The organism is Marinococcus sp. LNHM4E3-1 (assembly GCF_056034405.1).
The window spans coordinates 84,973-102,226 of record NZ_JBQLID010000002.1 but is presented as its reverse complement, the minus strand read 5'-3'; the positions used below and the strand labels follow the sequence as shown (position 1 = coordinate 102,226).

Annotated in this window: 15 protein-coding genes; 10 read left to right on the top strand and 5 right to left on the bottom strand. The window is 45.9% G+C overall.

Going from position 1 to position 17,254, the window contains the following annotated elements; translation table 11 throughout:
- Positions 1 to 73 precede the first annotated feature (73 nt).
- From cyoE to ACTRXI_RS02555, 7 genes are all read left to right on the top strand, one after another.
- Positions 74 to 1,012 (top strand): heme o synthase, encoded by a 939-nt coding sequence (gene cyoE, locus ACTRXI_RS02585; RefSeq protein WP_474260935.1) that lies wholly within the window; start codon positions 74 to 76, stop codon positions 1,010 to 1,012.
- A 161-nt stretch (positions 1,013 to 1,173) separates the two neighbouring features.
- Positions 1,174 to 2,022: a DegV family protein gene (locus ACTRXI_RS02580; protein ID WP_474260934.1), complete on the top strand. Its 849-nt coding sequence runs from the start codon at positions 1,174 to 1,176 to the stop codon at positions 2,020 to 2,022.
- A 77-nt stretch (positions 2,023 to 2,099) separates the two neighbouring features.
- Entirely contained in the window at positions 2,100 to 2,936 is an 837-nt protein-coding gene (locus tag ACTRXI_RS02575) for an STAS domain-containing protein (RefSeq protein WP_474260933.1), read from the top strand.
- 237 nt (positions 2,937 to 3,173) lie between these two features.
- The gene (gene desA / locus ACTRXI_RS02570) at positions 3,174 to 4,223 is read left to right on the top strand and encodes a Delta(5) desaturase DesA (protein ID WP_474260932.1); all 1,050 of its coding nucleotides are present in this window, start codon (positions 3,174 to 3,176) and stop codon (positions 4,221 to 4,223) included.
- A gap of 84 nt (positions 4,224 to 4,307) precedes the next feature.
- A complete protein-coding gene (locus ACTRXI_RS02565) occupies positions 4,308 to 5,429 on the top strand; it encodes a sensor histidine kinase (RefSeq protein WP_474260931.1) in 1,122 nt (373 codons plus the stop codon).
- Positions 5,430 to 5,443: 14 nt separating this feature from the next.
- On the top strand, positions 5,444 to 6,037 hold the full coding sequence (locus ACTRXI_RS02560) for a response regulator (RefSeq protein ID WP_474260930.1): 594 nt from the start codon (positions 5,444 to 5,446) through the stop codon (positions 6,035 to 6,037).
- Between the two features lie 98 nt (positions 6,038 to 6,135).
- The gene (locus ACTRXI_RS02555; protein ID WP_322526655.1) at positions 6,136 to 6,348 is read left to right on the top strand and encodes a DUF896 domain-containing protein; all 213 of its coding nucleotides are present in this window, start codon (positions 6,136 to 6,138) and stop codon (positions 6,346 to 6,348) included.
- A 55-nt stretch (positions 6,349 to 6,403) separates the two neighbouring features.
- Here the strand turns inward: ACTRXI_RS02555 and ACTRXI_RS02550 are convergent, their stop codons facing one another.
- Positions 6,404 to 7,606 (bottom strand): Bcr/CflA family efflux MFS transporter, encoded by a 1,203-nt coding sequence (locus ACTRXI_RS02550; protein WP_474260929.1) that lies wholly within the window; start codon positions 7,604 to 7,606, stop codon positions 6,404 to 6,406.
- Positions 7,607 to 7,764: 158 nt separating this feature from the next.
- Positions 7,765 to 8,145 carry a DUF1516 family protein gene (locus ACTRXI_RS02545; RefSeq protein WP_474260928.1) on the bottom strand — a complete coding sequence of 127 codons (381 nt, stop codon included), beginning with the start codon at positions 8,143 to 8,145 and terminating at the stop codon, positions 7,765 to 7,767.
- Positions 8,146 to 8,322: 177 nt separating this feature from the next.
- Here ACTRXI_RS02545 and ACTRXI_RS02540 point away from each other — a divergent pair, with 177 nt between their 5' ends.
- Positions 8,323 to 10,503: a malate synthase G gene (locus ACTRXI_RS02540; RefSeq protein ID WP_474260927.1), complete on the top strand. Its 2,181-nt coding sequence runs from the start codon at positions 8,323 to 8,325 to the stop codon at positions 10,501 to 10,503.
- Positions 10,504 to 10,650: 147 nt separating this feature from the next.
- Here ACTRXI_RS02540 and ACTRXI_RS02535 read toward each other — a convergent pair whose 3' ends face one another.
- Both ACTRXI_RS02535 and aceA read right to left on the bottom strand, forming a co-directional pair.
- Positions 10,651 to 10,785 (bottom strand): protein YhfH, encoded by a 135-nt coding sequence (locus ACTRXI_RS02535; protein WP_474260926.1) that lies wholly within the window; start codon positions 10,783 to 10,785, stop codon positions 10,651 to 10,653.
- Positions 10,786 to 10,815: 30 nt separating this feature from the next.
- A complete protein-coding gene (gene aceA, locus ACTRXI_RS02530) occupies positions 10,816 to 12,099 on the bottom strand; it encodes an isocitrate lyase (RefSeq protein WP_298784703.1) in 1,284 nt (427 codons plus the stop codon).
- Between the two features lie 441 nt (positions 12,100 to 12,540).
- On the opposite strand from aceA, the gene ACTRXI_RS02525 reads away from it, so the two are divergent.
- Together ACTRXI_RS02525 and ACTRXI_RS02520 are read left to right on the top strand one after the other, a co-directional pair.
- Positions 12,541 to 14,115, top strand: a complete 1,575-nt coding sequence (locus tag ACTRXI_RS02525; RefSeq protein ID WP_474260925.1) for a BCCT family transporter — start codon at positions 12,541 to 12,543, stop codon at positions 14,113 to 14,115.
- Between the two features lie 134 nt (positions 14,116 to 14,249).
- Entirely contained in the window at positions 14,250 to 15,299 is a 1,050-nt protein-coding gene (locus ACTRXI_RS02520) for an EAL domain-containing protein (protein ID WP_474260924.1), read from the top strand.
- 94 nt (positions 15,300 to 15,393) lie between these two features.
- Here the strand turns inward: ACTRXI_RS02520 and ACTRXI_RS02515 are convergent, their stop codons facing one another.
- Complete coding sequence (locus ACTRXI_RS02515) at positions 15,394 to 16,998, bottom strand: L-lactate permease (protein WP_474260922.1); 1,605 nt, start codon at positions 16,996 to 16,998, stop codon at positions 15,394 to 15,396.
- Positions 16,999 to 17,254: the final 256 nt, after the last annotated feature.

The following is a 17,254-nucleotide window of genomic DNA, read 5'->3' as shown; positions in this document are numbered from 1 at the left end:
TTTGTCAATATCTCTAAATTTAACGACATATGTGATACATTAGTATCGGATGAACACGGTTGGGGGGAATAAAATGAAATCGGAAAATATCGAACGCACGGTTCAACAAGGATCCCTCGCTGCCCCGAAACAGGCACTTCGTAAAGTACTGGCGGAAACGATTAAAACCGGGATTATCAAATCCAATTTAATCGTTATGTTTGCAGGGATTACCCTTGCTTTATATATTCACAACATCGCTTTTTCCGAAAAAATCGGAGCGATAGTCCTTGCCACGCTTGGCTCAGGTCTTGTTATCGGCGCTGCCGGCACGTTTAACAACTTATACGACCGCGACATTGATAAGATCATGGACCGGACGAAGAACCGCCCTACGGCGACTGGCCGGATGCAGCTGAAAAATGCACTTATACTGGGAATTGTTATGACACTTGCAGGCTTAGGCTTCTTATATGCGGCTTCACCGCTCGCCGCCTTCTTCGGATTTACAGGCTTATTCTTTTATGTTGTTCCATATACAATGTGGAGCAAGCGGCGCACGATCTACAATACAGAGATTGGGAGTATTTCCGGAGCAGTGCCCCCGCTTATCGGCTGGGCAGCTATTTCCAATGACTTTTTCCACCCGGCAGCTCTCGGCCTTTTCGTTATTATGGTTTTATGGCAGATGCCGCACTTCTATGCCATCGCCATACGCAGACATGACGAGTACAAAGCAGCAAATATTCCTATGCTTCCAGTAATCAAAGGAAACCGGCGGACCTATATTCAGACAAACGTATACCTTGTTCTGTTAACGCTCTCGAGCTTTCTTTTCCTTCCTGTCAGCAGCTTTATCGTTGGCGTTTCCTTCGTATTAAGCGCGGCCTGGCTTGCTGCAAGCTTTATATGCTACCGGCGGATGGACAGTAAAAAATGGGCAACTACTATGTTTATTTTTTCGCTGAACCATATGACGATTTTGTTCACTGTCGTAATTGGATTTTCTCTAATCTCCCCGTTTTTTAATTAAAGCATGTTCTGGCACCCGCATGGGTCCCGAACATGTTTTTCTTTACCCTCGTTTTTATATGGACCTGCGGGGGTTTCATTCGAATTCCCATACAGAAATATGTATAATATATTCAAGACCGGTGAAAACGTTGTCAAATTAACATAAAAAAGAGGTGGATGATGACACAGCGCATAGCCTGGATTACAGACAGTACCAGTTCTATCGATGCAGAAACGGCCGCAAAATATAATATTCATATTGTTCCCTTATCTGTTGTGTTTGAAAACGAAAGCTATAAAGAAAATATTGAAATTACAACGGATGAATTTTATGAGCGGCTGCCGCATGAAGAAGTATTCCCTACGACCAGCCAGCCATCTGTAGGCAGTTTTTCCGAACTGTTTGAACAGCTGAAGGATTCTTATGATGCAGGAATTGCCATACATATCAGCAGTCATTTAAGCGGCACTCTTCAGACAGCCCAGCTCGCAGCAGATATGACCGGATTTCCGCTCTTCACTGTGGATTCGAAGATGGGCGCCGGCAGCATCCGCCCGCTGCTGACGAGAGGATCGCAATTAGCAGACGAAGGGCACACGCCGGAGAAAATACATCAGCGGTTAACAGAGATGGCCGGGCACGCCAGAGGCTATCTGCTGCTCGGAAGCCTCGAACAGGCACACAAAGGAGGCAGAATCTCCCGCGGAAAGCTGATCCTTGGCACGCTTTTGAAGATCCACCCTCTTCTTACCTTTGATGGTGGCCAGATTGTTCCTTTTGAAAAAATACGAACCCGGAAACGGGCGGAAAGCCGGCTGCTGCAAATTGCTAAAGAAGCCATAGCCTCCTATCAGGTCGAGGACATGAGTATTATTTATACGACAACGAAGGAAAAAGCAGAGACATGGAAAACAGAGCTGCAGAACCTCTCCCCTGACCTCACGATTCACCTTTGCCCTCTCAGCCCGGTAATCGGTGTTCACGGCGGGGCTGAAACGATGGGAATCATGTGGTATGAATACGGATAAAAAACTTGTGACTTTTCCTTCCAGGCTCTATAATTAGACCAATCCGCACCATACTTTCATTTTGGAGGAAAACGACCGTGCAATTTAATCAGGAAAAAGCCGACGGCTCCTTATACGATTATTTGATTGAGCATATAGATACGATGCGTGGCACATCTTCTGCCGATTCTTTTCCCGACCCCCCTTCCGATGATTATACAAGTCAAAAGCTCGAAGAAATGAAAAAAGTCTTTGCCCAGGAGCTTATTCATGTATTTCAGGAGGAAGAAACCCAGTTTTACGAGCACTTTGAAGAAAAAATCAGTGACATTGTGGAGGAAAATAAGGAAATGTGGCAGCCAATGCTGACCATTCAGGAAGAATTTACTTATTACCGCAACGCCATTTTAGAACAGATCCGCCTGTTTGTTCATCAATATGAGGAATCAATTCCCATCGATCACGTGCTCGACTGGCAGCGCAAAGCACTCCAGGCTTTCGATTACGCCGGGCGGGCGTTCATGAAAGAAGCCATTTATCATATGAACGAACAGATGCAGCTGAAAGAGGCAATGATCATGGAGCTTTCCTCCCCGATCATTTTGATTCAAAAGAAAACCGGCCTCCTTCCGCTCATTGGCCATATCGATGAACAGCGGGGACAGGTTATTGTGGAGCATACGTTAAAGCAGTGCACCGAGAGCGAATTAACACGTCTGTATATTGACCTTTCCGGCGTTCGTGACATCACCACATTCGTTGCTCAGCGCATCATGCAGCTTGCCACCGCCTTAAAGCTGGTTGGGGTAAAGACTACGCTGTGCGGCATGCGTCCGGAAATGGCCCAGACGGCTGTCCAGCTTGGCATCAGCTTTAAAGATATCGATATCGTTTCAGAGCTGACCCATGCACTGCGCACAAACTACGCTTTATAAAACATAAGCCTCTGAGCTCCTAAAGTGTTCAGAGGCTTTGGTCTGCCAATTATTTAAGCAAGGCAAAACCATATATACGATGGCCGATTTTATACATATTCCATTTCCTTCCGCTTCATTCAGCCCGTATATGACATTTGTCATTTTTTCTCCCTGACGTCTATGACTTACAGACGGAGTCAAAATTTTATATTCTATTTATAGAGATACACCCCATAAAGCAGGGAGCGATTAACCATGAGCAGACAAGAACAAATGCAATTGAAAAAAAGTGCTGCCCCTTACGCACATTCTGACCATAAAGCAAGTATTATTCAATTATTTAACTCCATTCTTCCTCTCCTGGCCCTCTGGGCGCTTGCATACGGAGCTTATTTCATATCTCCTTTTATCAGTGCAGCCATTGCGATCGTCGCCGGAGGCTTTGTCGTCCGTACCTTTATCATCTTTCACGATTGCACACACGGTTCATTTTTCAAAAGCAGCAAAGCGAATGACCGGATTGGTACGTTAACCGGGATCATTACTCATTTCTCATACGCAAAATGGAAAAGAAGCCATATGATGCACCATTCCACCAGCGGCAACCTCGACAAACGGGGCACCGGAGATGTTTGGGTCATGACCGTCGAGGAATACCAAAACGCCAGCAAATGGCTCCGGCTCAGCTATCGCATGTACCGCAACCCATTCGTGCTTTTCTTTTTAGGGCCATTTTACCTGTTTCTCGTGGAGAACCGCTTCAACCGTAAAAATGCGAAAAGAAAAGAACGCCTGAACACGTATTTCACCAATATTTCTATTGTAGTTATTTACGCTTTGTTAATCTGGCTTGTCGGCTGGGCTGCTTTTTTCACTATTCAGATCCCTATGCTTTTCACAGCAGGGTTTCTCGGCATCTGGTTGTTTTATGTCCAGCACACATTTGAAGACTCCTACTTTGAAAACGAAGACAAATGGGACTTTGTAAAAGCTGCCGTAGACGGAAGCTCTTACTACGAGCTTCCAAAGGTGCTTCAGTGGATTACCGGCAATATCGGCTACCATCACGTGCATCACCTCAGTCCACGTGTGCCAAACTATAATTTGCCAAAAACCCATGAAAACATTGAACCACTGCAGCAGGCTACAAAGATTACTCTTAGGACAAGCCTCACATCCATTCGGTTCCGGCTGTACGATGAAACAAATAAAACCTTTGTCAGCTTCAAGGAAGCAAATATCCGAAGCAAAAGACAGGCAGAGGCTTCTAGAACCTCTCCAGCACCAGCTGATAAAAAATCTTAAAAACAAACCCTTCTCTGTTACAGAGAGGGGTTTGTTATACTTAATATAAAGAAGTGCTACGCCTCATGAAAAAGGAGCCCGTTTATGCATCACTGGTTCGATATATTTCCAAAAAGTACGGGACTCAGCTTGTACGCCTGGATCATTTTCTGTTTACTGCCATTTTATTTTATTATCCGCTCCGCTACGTACTTTGAAATTACCCTCGGTGTCTTTATGATTCTTCTATTCTTTACAACCTATCGTTTATCTTTCATTAAAAAAGGCTGGACGGTTTATTTATCTGTGAGCATTGAAATGCTGATCAGCATCGGAATGACTCTTTATTTCGGTTATGTTTATTTTTCCCTGTTTTTGGCTTTCTTTATCGGCAATATCCAGCATAAAGCCGGTTTTATCACCTTATACGTTCTCCACCTTATCACTACCCTGACCGCTGTTATTATAGGTTTTTACGTCCAAAATGAACTGTTCATGATGCAGCTTCCCTTTATTGCGATCAGTGTTATCGGCGTCATTCTTCTTCCTTTTAACATCTACAACCGGAATAAGCGTGAAAAGCTTGAAACCGAGCTTCACCAGGCTAACCAACGCATTTCCCAGCTCGTGGTTCTTGAAGAGCGGCAGCGGATTGCCAGAGACCTGCATGATACTCTTGGGCAGAAGCTCTCTTTGATTGGTTTAAAAAGTGAACTCGCAGGAAAATTAATAGACACTAAACCTGAGCGGACTCAGGCAGAGTTAACAGACATTCACCAGACCGCCCGAACCGCATTAAAAGAAGTTCGCGAGCTTGTATCAGATATGAAAGGGGCCAAGCTGAGCGACGAACTCCTCCGCGTAGAAGAGATTCTCCAGGCCGCCGGTATTACTCTTCATGTAACAGGGAGCGCCAGCTTTAACGAAGCCCCGCCTCTCATTGAAAACGTGCTCAGTATGTGTTTAAAGGAAGCTGTCACCAACGTTGTCAAACACAGCGAAGCCACAAACTGTTATATTACGATTGATCAATCAACCACCAGTCTTTCACTTACAGTCGAAGACGACGGCAAAGGCATGTCCTCTGATCAGAAATCGTGGTCCGAAAGCGGTCTGCAGGGTATTAAAGAACGCCTCGGTTTCATCAACGGCCAGTTGGATTATTATTCCTCCGGGGGCACAAAGCTTGCGATTCAAGCGCCCCTGGTCGTTCAGCAAATTAAATGAAGGAGCCGCCAGCTATGATAAGAATAGTGATCGTGGAGGATCAACAGATGCTTTTAGGAGCGCTCGGTTCTCTTCTTGATTTAGAAGAGGATATGGAAGTGGTCGGAAAGGCGGAAAATGGACAGGAAGCTTTGACTCTTATTGAAAATGAGCAGCCCGATGTTTGCATTATGGATATTGAAATGCCGGTAAAAAGCGGGTTAGAGGCTGCAGAGGAACTAAAGGAAAGCACGTGCAAAATTATCATTCTCACCACCTTCGCCCGCACCGGTTATTTTGAACGGGCCCGAAAAGCGGGAATCAGCGGCTACCTTTTGAAGGACAGCCCGAGTGAAGAACTGGCTCAGTCTATCCGCATTATTATGAGCGGGAGAAAAGTCTATTCCCCTGATTTAGTGGATCTTGCATATAACACTGCCGCTACACTTACTAAACGTGAAGAAGAAGTACTCGCTTTAATCGCAGAGGGGAAAAGCACTACAGCCATAGCCCGGCAGCTTTCCCTCACCAACGGCACTGTAAGAAACTATATTTCAGTTATTTTCGATAAGCTTGAAGTAAGCAACCGTGTGGAAGCCGTCACTAAATTTCAGGAATTAAAGCATTAAAGGGCGCCTGCTGCTCCGACTTGCATATGCAGCAGGCTTCTGCTATACTACTTTTATACCATATACATGTATGGGTATAAAAAGAAAGGGGAATTCACATGATCGCAACGCTTCCTCGCATTAATGAACTGGCGAGAAAAAAGGTGAATCAGGGACTGACTGTACAAGAGCAGCAGGAGCAAAAGCAGCTTCGTGAAGAGTACCTTCAGATGATCCGCGGATCGATGGAGGCGACTCTGCTTACCACCACCGTGCAGGACCCGGAAGGTAACGATGTAACACCGGATAAATTAAAAAACATTCAATCCTAAAAGACGCCTGATATAAAAACCGGCACGCTAAATAAAACAGCGTGCCGGCTTATTTTTATTCTTTTTGCGGGCGTTCACTGAGTGTACTGAAGGCTGTGAGTCCAAAAACAGTCGTAATAAACATAATAAACCCCATTGGGACAGCCGTTGTTTCATCAATACCGGCAAGCGGGGAAACTATCGAGCCAATCAAGAGCGGAAGCATACCGAGCAGCGCGCTTGCACTCCCTGCCCGGTGACCCTGTTTGGCAATTGCCAGTGTAAACGAGCTTGTCAGCACCATTCCCATCGCTGTCATATAAATGAAGATGGGAATGACAAGCAGCGCAAGCGGTCCTTCAATGATTGTCATCACGAGAAGAAAAGAACTTGCGCTTACCGCCGTGATTACGGCTGTGCGCAGCAGTTTGCGTTCAGCAATAATGCCTGCCAGCCGGCCTATTAAAAAGCTGCCGGTGATAATCGCGAGACCGTTGATGCCAAATAATACACTGAATACCTGGGCAGAAACCCCGTAGATCTCCTGATAAACAAACGGCGTGCCGGAAACGTAAGCAAAGCTTCCGCCATGCACGAAGCCAAGCGTTAAGGCATAGCCTATAAAAGAACGATCCTTCCACAGATCACCAATAGTGCGGATCGTATATTTGAGTGAACTCGGCGTCCTTCTTTCCTCCGGAAGAGTCTCCTCGAGCCGAAAACCAATCGTAACGACAATGGCAATCCCTACGGCCGCAAGAAAAAGAAAAATTGTCGACCAGTTTGAAAACGGAAGAAGCAAAATAGCTCCCCCGATCATCGGTGCTGCCATCGGGGCGATAGCATTAATAACCATCAATAAGGAAAAGAACTTTGTCAGCTCCCGGCCGCTGAAAATGTCCCTTACCACTGCCCGTGAAACGACAATACCGGCAGAAGCGGTTAAACCCTGCAGCAGCCGAGCAGCAATCAATATGTATATATTCGGTGCGATTGCACAAATAAACGAAGCAGCCGCAAACAATGTGATAGAAACCAGCAGCGGCTTTCTTCTTCCTTTCGCATCACTAATCGGCCCGACAATCACCTGACCAACTGCAAGCCCTACAAGACAGGCAGTTAAACTAAGCTGCACCATAGAAGCGCGGGCGTTCAAATCTTCCGCTATTCCCGGGAAGCTTGGCAGGTACATATCAATATTGAGCGGTCCAAGGATCGCAAGCATACTAAGAATCAACGCCAGCCCGATCCGCTCTTTTCCTTTTGGATTTTGAATCATATATAAGGAACACCTTTCTACTTGAGATAACCGTGCATTCGCATGCAATTTTACATTTTCTGCATACGTTAGTTATTCTATCCCGTTTCCCTGCTCATGTACACCTCATTTCGCCAGCAGCTCTTAAGCGTCAGCATAAGAGCTGCTCATTACTGGTTTTACTCCATAACGGATATACCAACGGGAAACACTATGCCTAATACGATCGTGAACACAATCATAGAATACGTTAGAAAAGCGAACCTGGGGCGGTGTTCACTGCCGATAATATGATTGAGATGAATTTCCATAAAAATAAGGGTTAACAGTCCTGAAGCAGCTTTTAAAAATATTGCCGGAAAATCCGGTGTCAGTCCTATAAGCAGCCCGCCAGAAATTAATCCAGGCAAATATGCACCCCGGAGTGTGTAATGCACTCCTAAAGCAAATTTGTTTCTTCCCGTCTGGTAAAAAATATTCGCAGAAACGAATAACACGAGCAGGAGGACTATCAATGAAAGGTGAGCCGTAACAAGGAATTGCACTATTTGCGGGGTCATTTTCTCTTCCTTTCTTAACTTTAATTCACAGTGCCTCCACTATACTAAAGAAAAATTCGTTTGACGAAGTTTATAATTTTATATAACAGTATTGATATTTACATAACTGTTATAATACAATGATATTATATCCTGGGAGCAGCTTTTTCTGTTCCCTTACTTTGAAGGAGGAATAGTATGACGACGTATCGATCGGCAGGCAGCCTTCATGTACACCCTTCTTTATATCAATTTATTAATGAAGAAGTGCTTCCCGGCTCTGGATTGGAACAAAAACAATTTTGGCAGGACTTCGGACAGATTGTTCACGATTTGACTCCTGAAAACGAAGTGCTTCTGCACACGAGAGATAACCTGCAGAATCAGATTCACGAATGGCACCAGGCTCACTCACGGTGGGACCCGGATCAGTACCGGACGTTTCTCGAAAGTATCGGTTACCTTGAACAGGGGCCGGACGATTTTCAAATTGCAACTGAGCAAACGGACGAAGAAATATCTATGCAGGCTGGGCCGCAGCTTGTCGTTCCCATCAGTAACGAACGCTTCGCCATTAACGCTGCTAATGCCCGTTGGGGGAGTCTTTACGATTCTTTATATGGAAGCGATATCATCAATGACGAAGGCGGGGCAGAGCAGCAGAAAGCCTATAACCCCGTACGCGGAGAAAAAGTCGTTGCTTATGCCAAACAATTTTTAGATGAATACTTTCCTTTGCGCAGCCATTCCCACAAGAGCGCCACCAGCTACTCGATCGAAAATGGCAGCCTCGAAGTTTCTTTTCAGGATGGCAGCAAGGATCAGCTTCAATATCCTGAACAATTTGCAGGTTATCAGGGCGCCAGTGCCCAGCCGGTAGCCGTTCTTTTAAAGCATCACCGGCTGCACATCGAAATTCAAATTGATTACGGCCACCCGGTTGGCAGGACCGATCCGGCCGGAGTAAAAGATCTGGCCGTCGAGTCTGCGCTCACGACTATTATGGATTGCGAGGATTCTGTAGCCGCTGTAGATGCTGAAGATAAAACGCTCGTTTACCGAAACTGGCTCGGGCTCATTAAAGGAGATATTAAAGCCCATTTCCAAAAAGGCGACAAAACAGTGACCCGTATTATGAACCCCGACCGCAGCTACACGTCTCCTGCAGGCGAAGAATTTACTCTTTCAGGCCGTTCTCTCATGCTGAACCGGAACGTTGGCCATTTGATGACGACCGACGCCATATTGAACAAAAAGGAAGAAGAAATTCCTGAGGGCATTATGGATGGGGTCATTACGAGCTTGATCGCCAAACACGACCTGCTTGGGAACGGAAAATACAAAAATTCCCGCGAAGGCTCCATCTATATTGTAAAACCAAAAATGCACGGTTCTAAAGAAGCTGCCTTTGCAGACAAACTGTTTGACCGTATTGAAGACATGCTCCACCTGGAACGCCATACCTTGAAAATAGGTGTTATGGACGAGGAACGGAGAACAACGATTAATTTGAAAGCATGCATTAAAGAAGTAAAAGACCGGGTAATGTTCATTAACACAGGCTTTCTGGACCGGACCGGAGATGAAATTCACACCTCCATGGAGGCTGGACCGATGATCCGGAAAGGCGAAATGAAAACCTCTGCCTGGCTCGGAAGCTATGAAAAATCAAACGTACAGACTGGACTTGCTGCCGGCTTCGAACAGCGTGCTCAGATCGGTAAAGGTATGTGGGCAATGCCTGAGCAGCTGGCAGCGATGATGGATCAGAAAGACGGGCAGTTAAAAGCCGGGGCTTCCACCGCCTGGGTGCCGTCACCAACGGCCGCCACACTGCACGCTCTCCATTATCATCAGGTCGATGTCCCAGAGGTTCAAAAAGATTTAAAGCAGATCTCTGAATCCCATCTTGATTCTATTTTAACTATACCTGTTGCCGACAGGCCAGACTGGTCCCCGGCTGCAATCCAGGAAGAGCTTGATAACAACGCCCAGGGCATTCTTGGATATGTTGTACGCTGGGTTGAGCTTGGCATTGGTTGCTCTAAGGTGCCTGATATCAACAACGTTGCTCTTATGGAAGACCGGGCAACGCTTCGCATCTCCAGCCAGCATATTGCCAACTGGCTTCACCATCATATTTGCTCCAGGCAGCAGGTAATGGATACATTCAAACGAATGGCCGCTGTTGTAGATGAACAAAACGCCCATGACCCCGAATACCGTCCGATGAGCCCGGACTTTGAACAATCAACCGCCTTTCAGGCTGCATGTGATTTAGTATTCAAGGGGTACAATCAGCCAAACGGCTACACCGAGCCTATCCTGCATAAACGCCGTAGAGAAGCTAAGAATCGTTTAAAAGCAGAGACCAAATAACTGCTTTTCCGCCGCCTCGGGACTTCCACTGTATGGAAATCCTGAGGCTCTTTTTTGTTCCCCACTTCAGTTACTTCTTTTACATATGTATACAGCAAAAAAGCCGGCGCCCTGCTGTAACGCGGGACACCGGCCGTATCTTTTCTGTTATTCTTCAGTTTTACTTAAGCAGTGATCGCACTGGATCATTGGTGTTTCCTGATGCTCTGTCATTTCGCCTCCGCAGTCGCTGCAAATCATTGTCGGTATTTCGCTTTGATACTCCATCGTCGTTTCTCTCATTGGAAAAACCTCCTTATGATTTTTTAATACTTACCGGCTGAACTGACTTGATTCTGTAGAGCCCTTCATCGCTGTTGTGGATGATTTTCCGCTTGAGATGGTAGTTGCTACCTGATCGAAGTATCCTGTACCAACCTCACGCTGGTGGCGCGTTGCCGTGTAGCCATGGTCTTCGTTGGCAAATTCCTTTTGCTGAAGCTCGGAATAAGCACCCATGCCGCGCTCCTTATAGCCGCCAGCCAGTTCAAACATGCTGTTGTTAAGAGCGTGAAAGCCGGCCAGAGTAACAAACTGGAACTTATATCCCATCTCGCCCAGCCGCTCCTGGAAGGTTTCAATTTCCTCGTCACTCAGCTTTGCTTTCCAGTTAAAGGAAGGCGAGCAATTATAGGCAAGCATTTTCCCCGGGAATTTTTCGTGAATCGCGTCTGCAAATTTCTGTGCTTCCTCAAGGTTTGGTTCAGAGGTCTCGCACCAGACAAGGTCGGCGTACGGTGCATAAGCAAGACCTCTTGCAATCGCCTGGTCCAGCCCATTATTCGTACGGTAAAAGCCTTCCTCGGTCCGTTCGTTGCTTCGGATAAATGAGTGATCATAGGCATCAATGTCGCTTGTAAGCAAATCGGCCGCATTCGCATCGGTTCTGGCTACGATAATTGTCGGCACTCCCATTACGTCTGCTGCGAGTCTTGCAGAAATAAGATTCTGGATAGCGGTGCTCGTCGGTATCAATACCTTTCCGCCCAAATGGCCGCATTTCTTTTCGGAGGCAAGCTGGTCTTCAAAATGAACACCGGCGGCTCCCGCTTCGATCATCGATTTGGTTAATTCAAACACGTTCAGACGGCCTCCAAATCCTGCTTCCCCGTCGGCTACGATTGGAGCAAAAAAGTTTGTTTCGTCATTTCCTTCAAGATGCTCAATCTGATCGGCCCGCTGCAGCGCCTGGTTGATACGCTGTACTACATGCGGAACGCTGTTGGCAGGATATAAGCTTTGATCCGGATACATATGGCCAGAGAGGTTGGCGTCAGCGGCAACCTGCCATCCGCTTAAATAAATCGCTTTCAATCCTGCTTTCACCTGCTGCACGGCCTGATTGCCGGTAAGTGCCCCAAGCGCCCGTACGAACGGATCCTCCTGCATTAAATTCCAAAGACGATTCGCCCCCATATCAGCGAGTGTATATTCTACTTTAATCGACCCACGAAGCTTCAATACATCCTCTGCTGAATATGGGCGTGTAATTCCTTTCCAGCGTTCCTCGTTCTCCCAGGCTTCTTCCATCTGTTTTACATCTTCCTGACGAATCATATGTCTCTCTCCTTTTTCTTCAGATTAAACAAATTTGAGATGCAGCTGCGTTTTCTGTTATAGTACAATTTGTTTTGTTGAGACTATATTATAACAGTATATAAATTTCGTCAACTGTTTTATAATAATTTTTTGAAATTTTTATTTCCTTTTATATCAAAGGTTCGCAGGTGCCGATTAAAATGAGTTCTTCTTTTTAACAAATAGAGCACTTAAATACTTTCTGTATTAATACAGAAGAACACTTTTTCTCAAGAAGAATGCTTTTACCTTAAAACCTGCTGGTTTTGCAAAACTTACAGCCTTTTTCATTGACGAAACCAACTGGTTCTACTATGATATGTTCTTTGTGTCGGGCTGCTGAAAATCGATTTTTCAGTCCTGACTTTTCTCTGTCCGCATAAATCTTTACTCCATATATAAAAGAAAGTAGGAATATTTGTGTCTTCACAACCCCCGAATCATTGGAAAAACAATGACTGGCCGGTCACGCTTCTCAGCGGTGGACTGTTGATCTTATTTGTCGTTTTTTCTCTTATTAACGCAGGAGCTGTCGGCCAGTTTGTCACGACCACCTTTAACTGGGCTGTTGCCTTTTTCGGAGCTTTTTGGCAGATTCTTTTACTTGCCACTTTTTTCATCGGACTCTATATCGGCTTTTCGAAATACGGACGTGTACGCCTTGGCAATTTAGCAGAACCGGAATTCAGCTATTTTAAATGGCTTTCCATCATTATGTGTACCCTGCTGGCCGGCGGTGGGGTTTTCTGGGCTGCAGCCGAGCCTATTTATCATTTCATGGATCTGCCACCGGTATTTTCCGGGCTGGAAAGCAGTTCCTCCGAAGCAATACAGCCCGCACTCGCTCAAAGCTTTCTACACTGGGGATTTCTCGCCTGGGCTATTCTCGGAACGCTTAGTACTATAGTGTTAATGCATGCACATTACGATAAAGGCATGCCTCTTCGTCCACGGACGCTTCTTTATCCGGTCTTCGGCGAAAAAATCGCTATTCACAGTCCGCTTGGCACGATCGTGGATGTGTGTTCGATCGTTTCGGTAGCTGCCGGCACTATCGGTCCTATTGGCTTTTTAGGTACCCAGGCTGGCTATGGCTTTGAGACCCTTATGGGGATCCCAAACAATTATCCGACACAGTTTATGATTATTGCCGGTCTTGTAGCTGTAGCTTCTATATCCGCCGTCACCGGTATTCATAAAGGAATTCAGCTTTTAAGCCGGTTCAATGTATGGTTTACGATTGTTCTGATTTTATTTATATTGCTTATTGGCCCGGGCGGCTTCATTTTAGACGCCTTTATCTCTTCGTTCGGGGTTTATACGCAGGAATTTGCACAAATGAGCAGCTTTCGCGGAAACAATGAGTGGCTCGGTTTATGGACGATCTTTTTCTGGGGATGGTTTTTGGGCTATGGGCCGATGATGGCCATTTTCATTACGAGAATTTCCCGCGGAAGAACGATCCGGCAGCTGATTCTAGCCGTGTCTATTATCGCTCCTCTTGTCACAAACTTCTGGTTTACCATTGTTGGCGGTACGGGCATCTTTTATGAATTAAACAACCCGGGCTCGGTTTCAGATGCCCTGTTTGAATCGGGCATGCCTGCTTCGATGATGGCAATCGTGCAGCAGCTGCCTCTCGGAACATTTATCGCTTTCTGTTTTCTATTAGTTACTATTCTTTTCGTTGTGACTACGACGGATTCTATGTCCTACACGATTTCAATTGTAGTCAGTGACAGCGAAGAGCCGCATTCTGCCATTCGTGTTTTCTGGGTGGTTATTATGGGAGCCGTGGCTGCCTGCCTGTTGTTTATCGGTGAAGGCAGCGTGGACGCCCTGCAGTCATTTATCGTAGTAACCGCCGTTCCCGTCTCTCTTATTCTGCTTCCAACGCTCTGGCTCGCGCCGAAAGCAGCCAAAGCAATGGCTCAAAAGCAGGGAATTACAGCATCCTCTTCCGTAAATAGTGAAATAAAAAAAGAAGCACAATAATATGCGCAGAGAAAGGGACACCTCCTTTTCTCTGCTTTTTTATGTTTTTTTCAACAATTTCTTTCGGAATCCGATAAAATAGAGAGAACATAAAGCTATATAAGCGTACGTTTTGAATAGGAGGACCTAAGATCATGAATCAATGCTCCAGCTGCACAGCACTGCCTGATTTGGAATCTTCCGGGTATCTGTTGTTCACCCATACAACCTTCAGTGTGCTCCGTGAGCTTCATTATCACATGCTCCAAAACGGTTACAATTCCTACACTCAGGATAATACGCTTCATTATTACTATTCTGCTGTTCAGACACTCGGCCCTTTTCTGGATTTCATTGAACGCACCCTTCCCGGAGACCCGGCCGAGTTAAAGGGCACCTGGACAGGTAAAGATCAGCAGGCCCATGCGAACATGATTAATTTCCACCAACTGAAAGAGCGGATTTCCCGCCCCTCTTTTATGACTGTCATCAATAATGAGCAGTTCACTCATCACATGCAGCCGATTATTCAATTGAACACCGGTGAAGTAATGGGATACGAATTTCTCATGCGCCCGCAGGCAGATGCTGCCCAGTTCCGCCCGGATCAGCTGTTTTCATTTTCCCAGCAGAGCGGCCTGCAGTCGCTTTTAGACAACCGGGCACGCATTGCGTCTATTAAAACCAGTGCCAAATATCTAAAGCCCGGCATCAAACGGTTTATTAATTTTCTCCCCTCTTCGATCTATGATCCGGACCACTGTCTGCTCTCTACATTTGCAACAGCCAAAAGCTGCGGGATTTCTACAAAGGATCTTGTGTTTGAAGTGGTGGAGACAGAAAAGTTTGATGAGCTCGAACACCTGCTCCGTATTTTTCAAGCCTTTCAATCGTACGGTGTACGTGTTGCTTTAGATGATCTTGGAGCCGGCTACTCGACGATTGATGTTATGGAGGAGCTGCAGCCGCATTACGTAAAAATCGACCGTTCACTAGTCGACCATTGCGATCAGGACATTAAAAAGCAGCAGCGGCTGGAAAAAATCGTTTCACGCGCAGGCAGCTACGGTATTATTACGCTGGCTGAGGGAATTGAGCGTTCTGAAGAATTGAACTGTGTGCGCGAAATTGGATTTGACCTGGCCCAGGGGTACCTGATCGGAAAACCAAGAGCAGTACCTGAATCCCCTTCGATTTCGGGCTAATCAGAATAAACCTTTTTATTTCCCGGGCAATAAAAAGGACCGACGCTGAAAAGCCGGTCCTTTTTGCTGTATTTTTTTGTCCCAACAATCCGCTTTAATGAATAAATAAACTCAGAGCAAACGTCCACAGGCAGACAAATAATAGAAGGTACAGGCTGTATTTGAGCGTCATTTTCATTAGTTGCCCTTCCTTACCTGTCTGTCCCACAGCGGCAGTCGCAATAGCGATGGACTGCGGCGAGATCAGCTTCGCCATTACTCCTCCTGCTGTGTTGGCAGCTACCAACAGTGCCCCATCAACGCCAACTCCCGCAGCAGCTGTCGTTTGAATAGAAGCAAACAACGTATTATTATTTACGACCGATCCTGTCATAAATACTCCAATCCAGCCAAGTACAGGTGATAGGAAAGGAAAGATATTCCCTGTCATAGCTGCTGCTTCCCCCATAGCCATCGTTAGTCCACCATAGGTGGCAAGCTTAGCTACTGCAAGAATGGCACAAATGGTGACAATCGGCAGCCACAGCTCTTTTAATGTCTGCATTAATTCTGCATGCGCCCTGGACCAGTTCATGTTTTTGGCAAATAACACTGTCACGAGCACCGCCAGCAGAATAGCTGTACCTGTAGCTCCGATAAAGTTCAGGTTAAATACAATTCCCTGGCCCGCCGAGCTGCTGTACGTTCCCGGCAGAATAAAACCAAGCACCGCAGGGGAAAGTATGCCGCTGTCTTCAAAAAGCGCTTTAAATCCTGGAAAGCTCCATATCATGATAAAAATCGTCAGCAGATAAAACGGTGACCAGGCAAATACTACCGTCCTCCAAGATCCTTTCGCTTTCGGTTCAGCTCGCACATATTCTTTACCATCAAGGCGGAAAATATTAACCGGTTGCCAGAACCGCTGGAGAATGGCAAGAGCTCCCATTGCTGCCAGGGAAGGAATAATATTGGCAAGCTCAGGACCAGCAGTAACCGTAATCACTGCCTGGAGCACCGTATATGTTACAGCTGTTACCAGGATTGCCGGAAGAGTTTCTTTAACCCCCTTTAACCCGTCCAGAAGAAATATCAGTAAAAACGGAATGCTGAAGTTAACGAGCGGAAGCGTGAGTGCAGTCATCTGTGACACATCCATTGCAGTTATTCCCAGCTGAAGTGTATCAATAATACCTACAGGCACTCCGATGGCCCCAAAAGCTCCGGCTGCGCCGTTGGCAATCAGACAAAGCATAGCTGCCTGAAGCGGCTGAAACCCGAGCTGAACGAGCAGCACGGCACAAATAGCTATCGGTACTCCAAACCCTGCAGCGCCTTCCAGAAAGGCATTAAAACAAAAACCTATTAATAATAATTGCACCCGCTGATCTGCGGAAATCGAAGCGATGCTGTTTTGGATCGTTTGAAATTTCCCTGATGCGACCGATACCTTATACAGCCAGACAGCCATGATAATAATATAGCCGATCGGAAACAGCCCCTGCACAATTCCTTCTGTCACTGCCCCGCCGCTTTGAGCAAGCGGCAGGCCGAAAACTCCCATTGCTATTACAAAAGTAACGCCGAGCGTAAGCAAAGCGGCATAGATGCCTTTCATTTTGAACAGTGTCAGGCATACCAGGAACAATAAAATTGGCACTGCAGCTGCCAGAGCAGAAAAAACAATATTTTGAAACGGATCGTACGTTTCCACAAACATGAAAATCCCTTCCTTCTCTTCATCTCTATATGTGAATCATTTCACATATAGAGCATAACCCAGAGAAGCCACTGGCACAATAAATTTGTGAATGTTTTCACATAAAGTTCTAAATTAAAATTTATTCTTTATTTCACCCAGTATTCGGTTTTTCTGTTTGTAATTAAAGCACTTTAATTTTCAAAAAAGTGCAAAAAAATTAATCACTGCATGCAAAATTTTTTTCCTCTCCTCTCTGTTTCACCAGCTGCTTCCT

Coding starts and splice junctions, on each gene's coding strand:
- ACTRXI_RS02535 (WP_474260926.1), bottom strand. CDS start 10,785: ATGAGAGAAACGACGATGGAGTATCAAAGCGAAATACCGACAATGATT.
- ACTRXI_RS02540 (WP_474260927.1), top strand. CDS start 8,323: ATGACGACGTATCGATCGGCAGGCAGCCTTCATGTACACCCTTCTTTA.
- aceA (WP_298784703.1), bottom strand. CDS start 12,099: ATGATTCGTCAGGAAGATGTAAAACAGATGGAAGAAGCCTGGGAGAAC.
- ACTRXI_RS02580 (WP_474260934.1), top strand. CDS start 1,174: ATGACACAGCGCATAGCCTGGATTACAGACAGTACCAGTTCTATCGAT.
- ACTRXI_RS02560 (WP_474260930.1), top strand. CDS start 5,444: ATGATAAGAATAGTGATCGTGGAGGATCAACAGATGCTTTTAGGAGCG.
- ACTRXI_RS02515 (WP_474260922.1), bottom strand. CDS start 16,998: ATGTTTGTGGAAACGTACGATCCGTTTCAAAATATTGTTTTTTCTGCT.
- ACTRXI_RS02550 (WP_474260929.1), bottom strand. CDS start 7,606: ATGATTCAAAATCCAAAAGGAAAAGAGCGGATCGGGCTGGCGTTGATT.
- ACTRXI_RS02565 (WP_474260931.1), top strand. CDS start 4,308: ATGCATCACTGGTTCGATATATTTCCAAAAAGTACGGGACTCAGCTTG.
- desA (WP_474260932.1), top strand. CDS start 3,174: ATGAGCAGACAAGAACAAATGCAATTGAAAAAAAGTGCTGCCCCTTAC.
- cyoE (WP_474260935.1), top strand. CDS start 74: ATGAAATCGGAAAATATCGAACGCACGGTTCAACAAGGATCCCTCGCT.
- ACTRXI_RS02545 (WP_474260928.1), bottom strand. CDS start 8,145: ATGACCCCGCAAATAGTGCAATTCCTTGTTACGGCTCACCTTTCATTG.
- ACTRXI_RS02555 (WP_322526655.1), top strand. CDS start 6,136: ATGATCGCAACGCTTCCTCGCATTAATGAACTGGCGAGAAAAAAGGTG.
- ACTRXI_RS02520 (WP_474260924.1), top strand. CDS start 14,250: ATGAATCAATGCTCCAGCTGCACAGCACTGCCTGATTTGGAATCTTCC.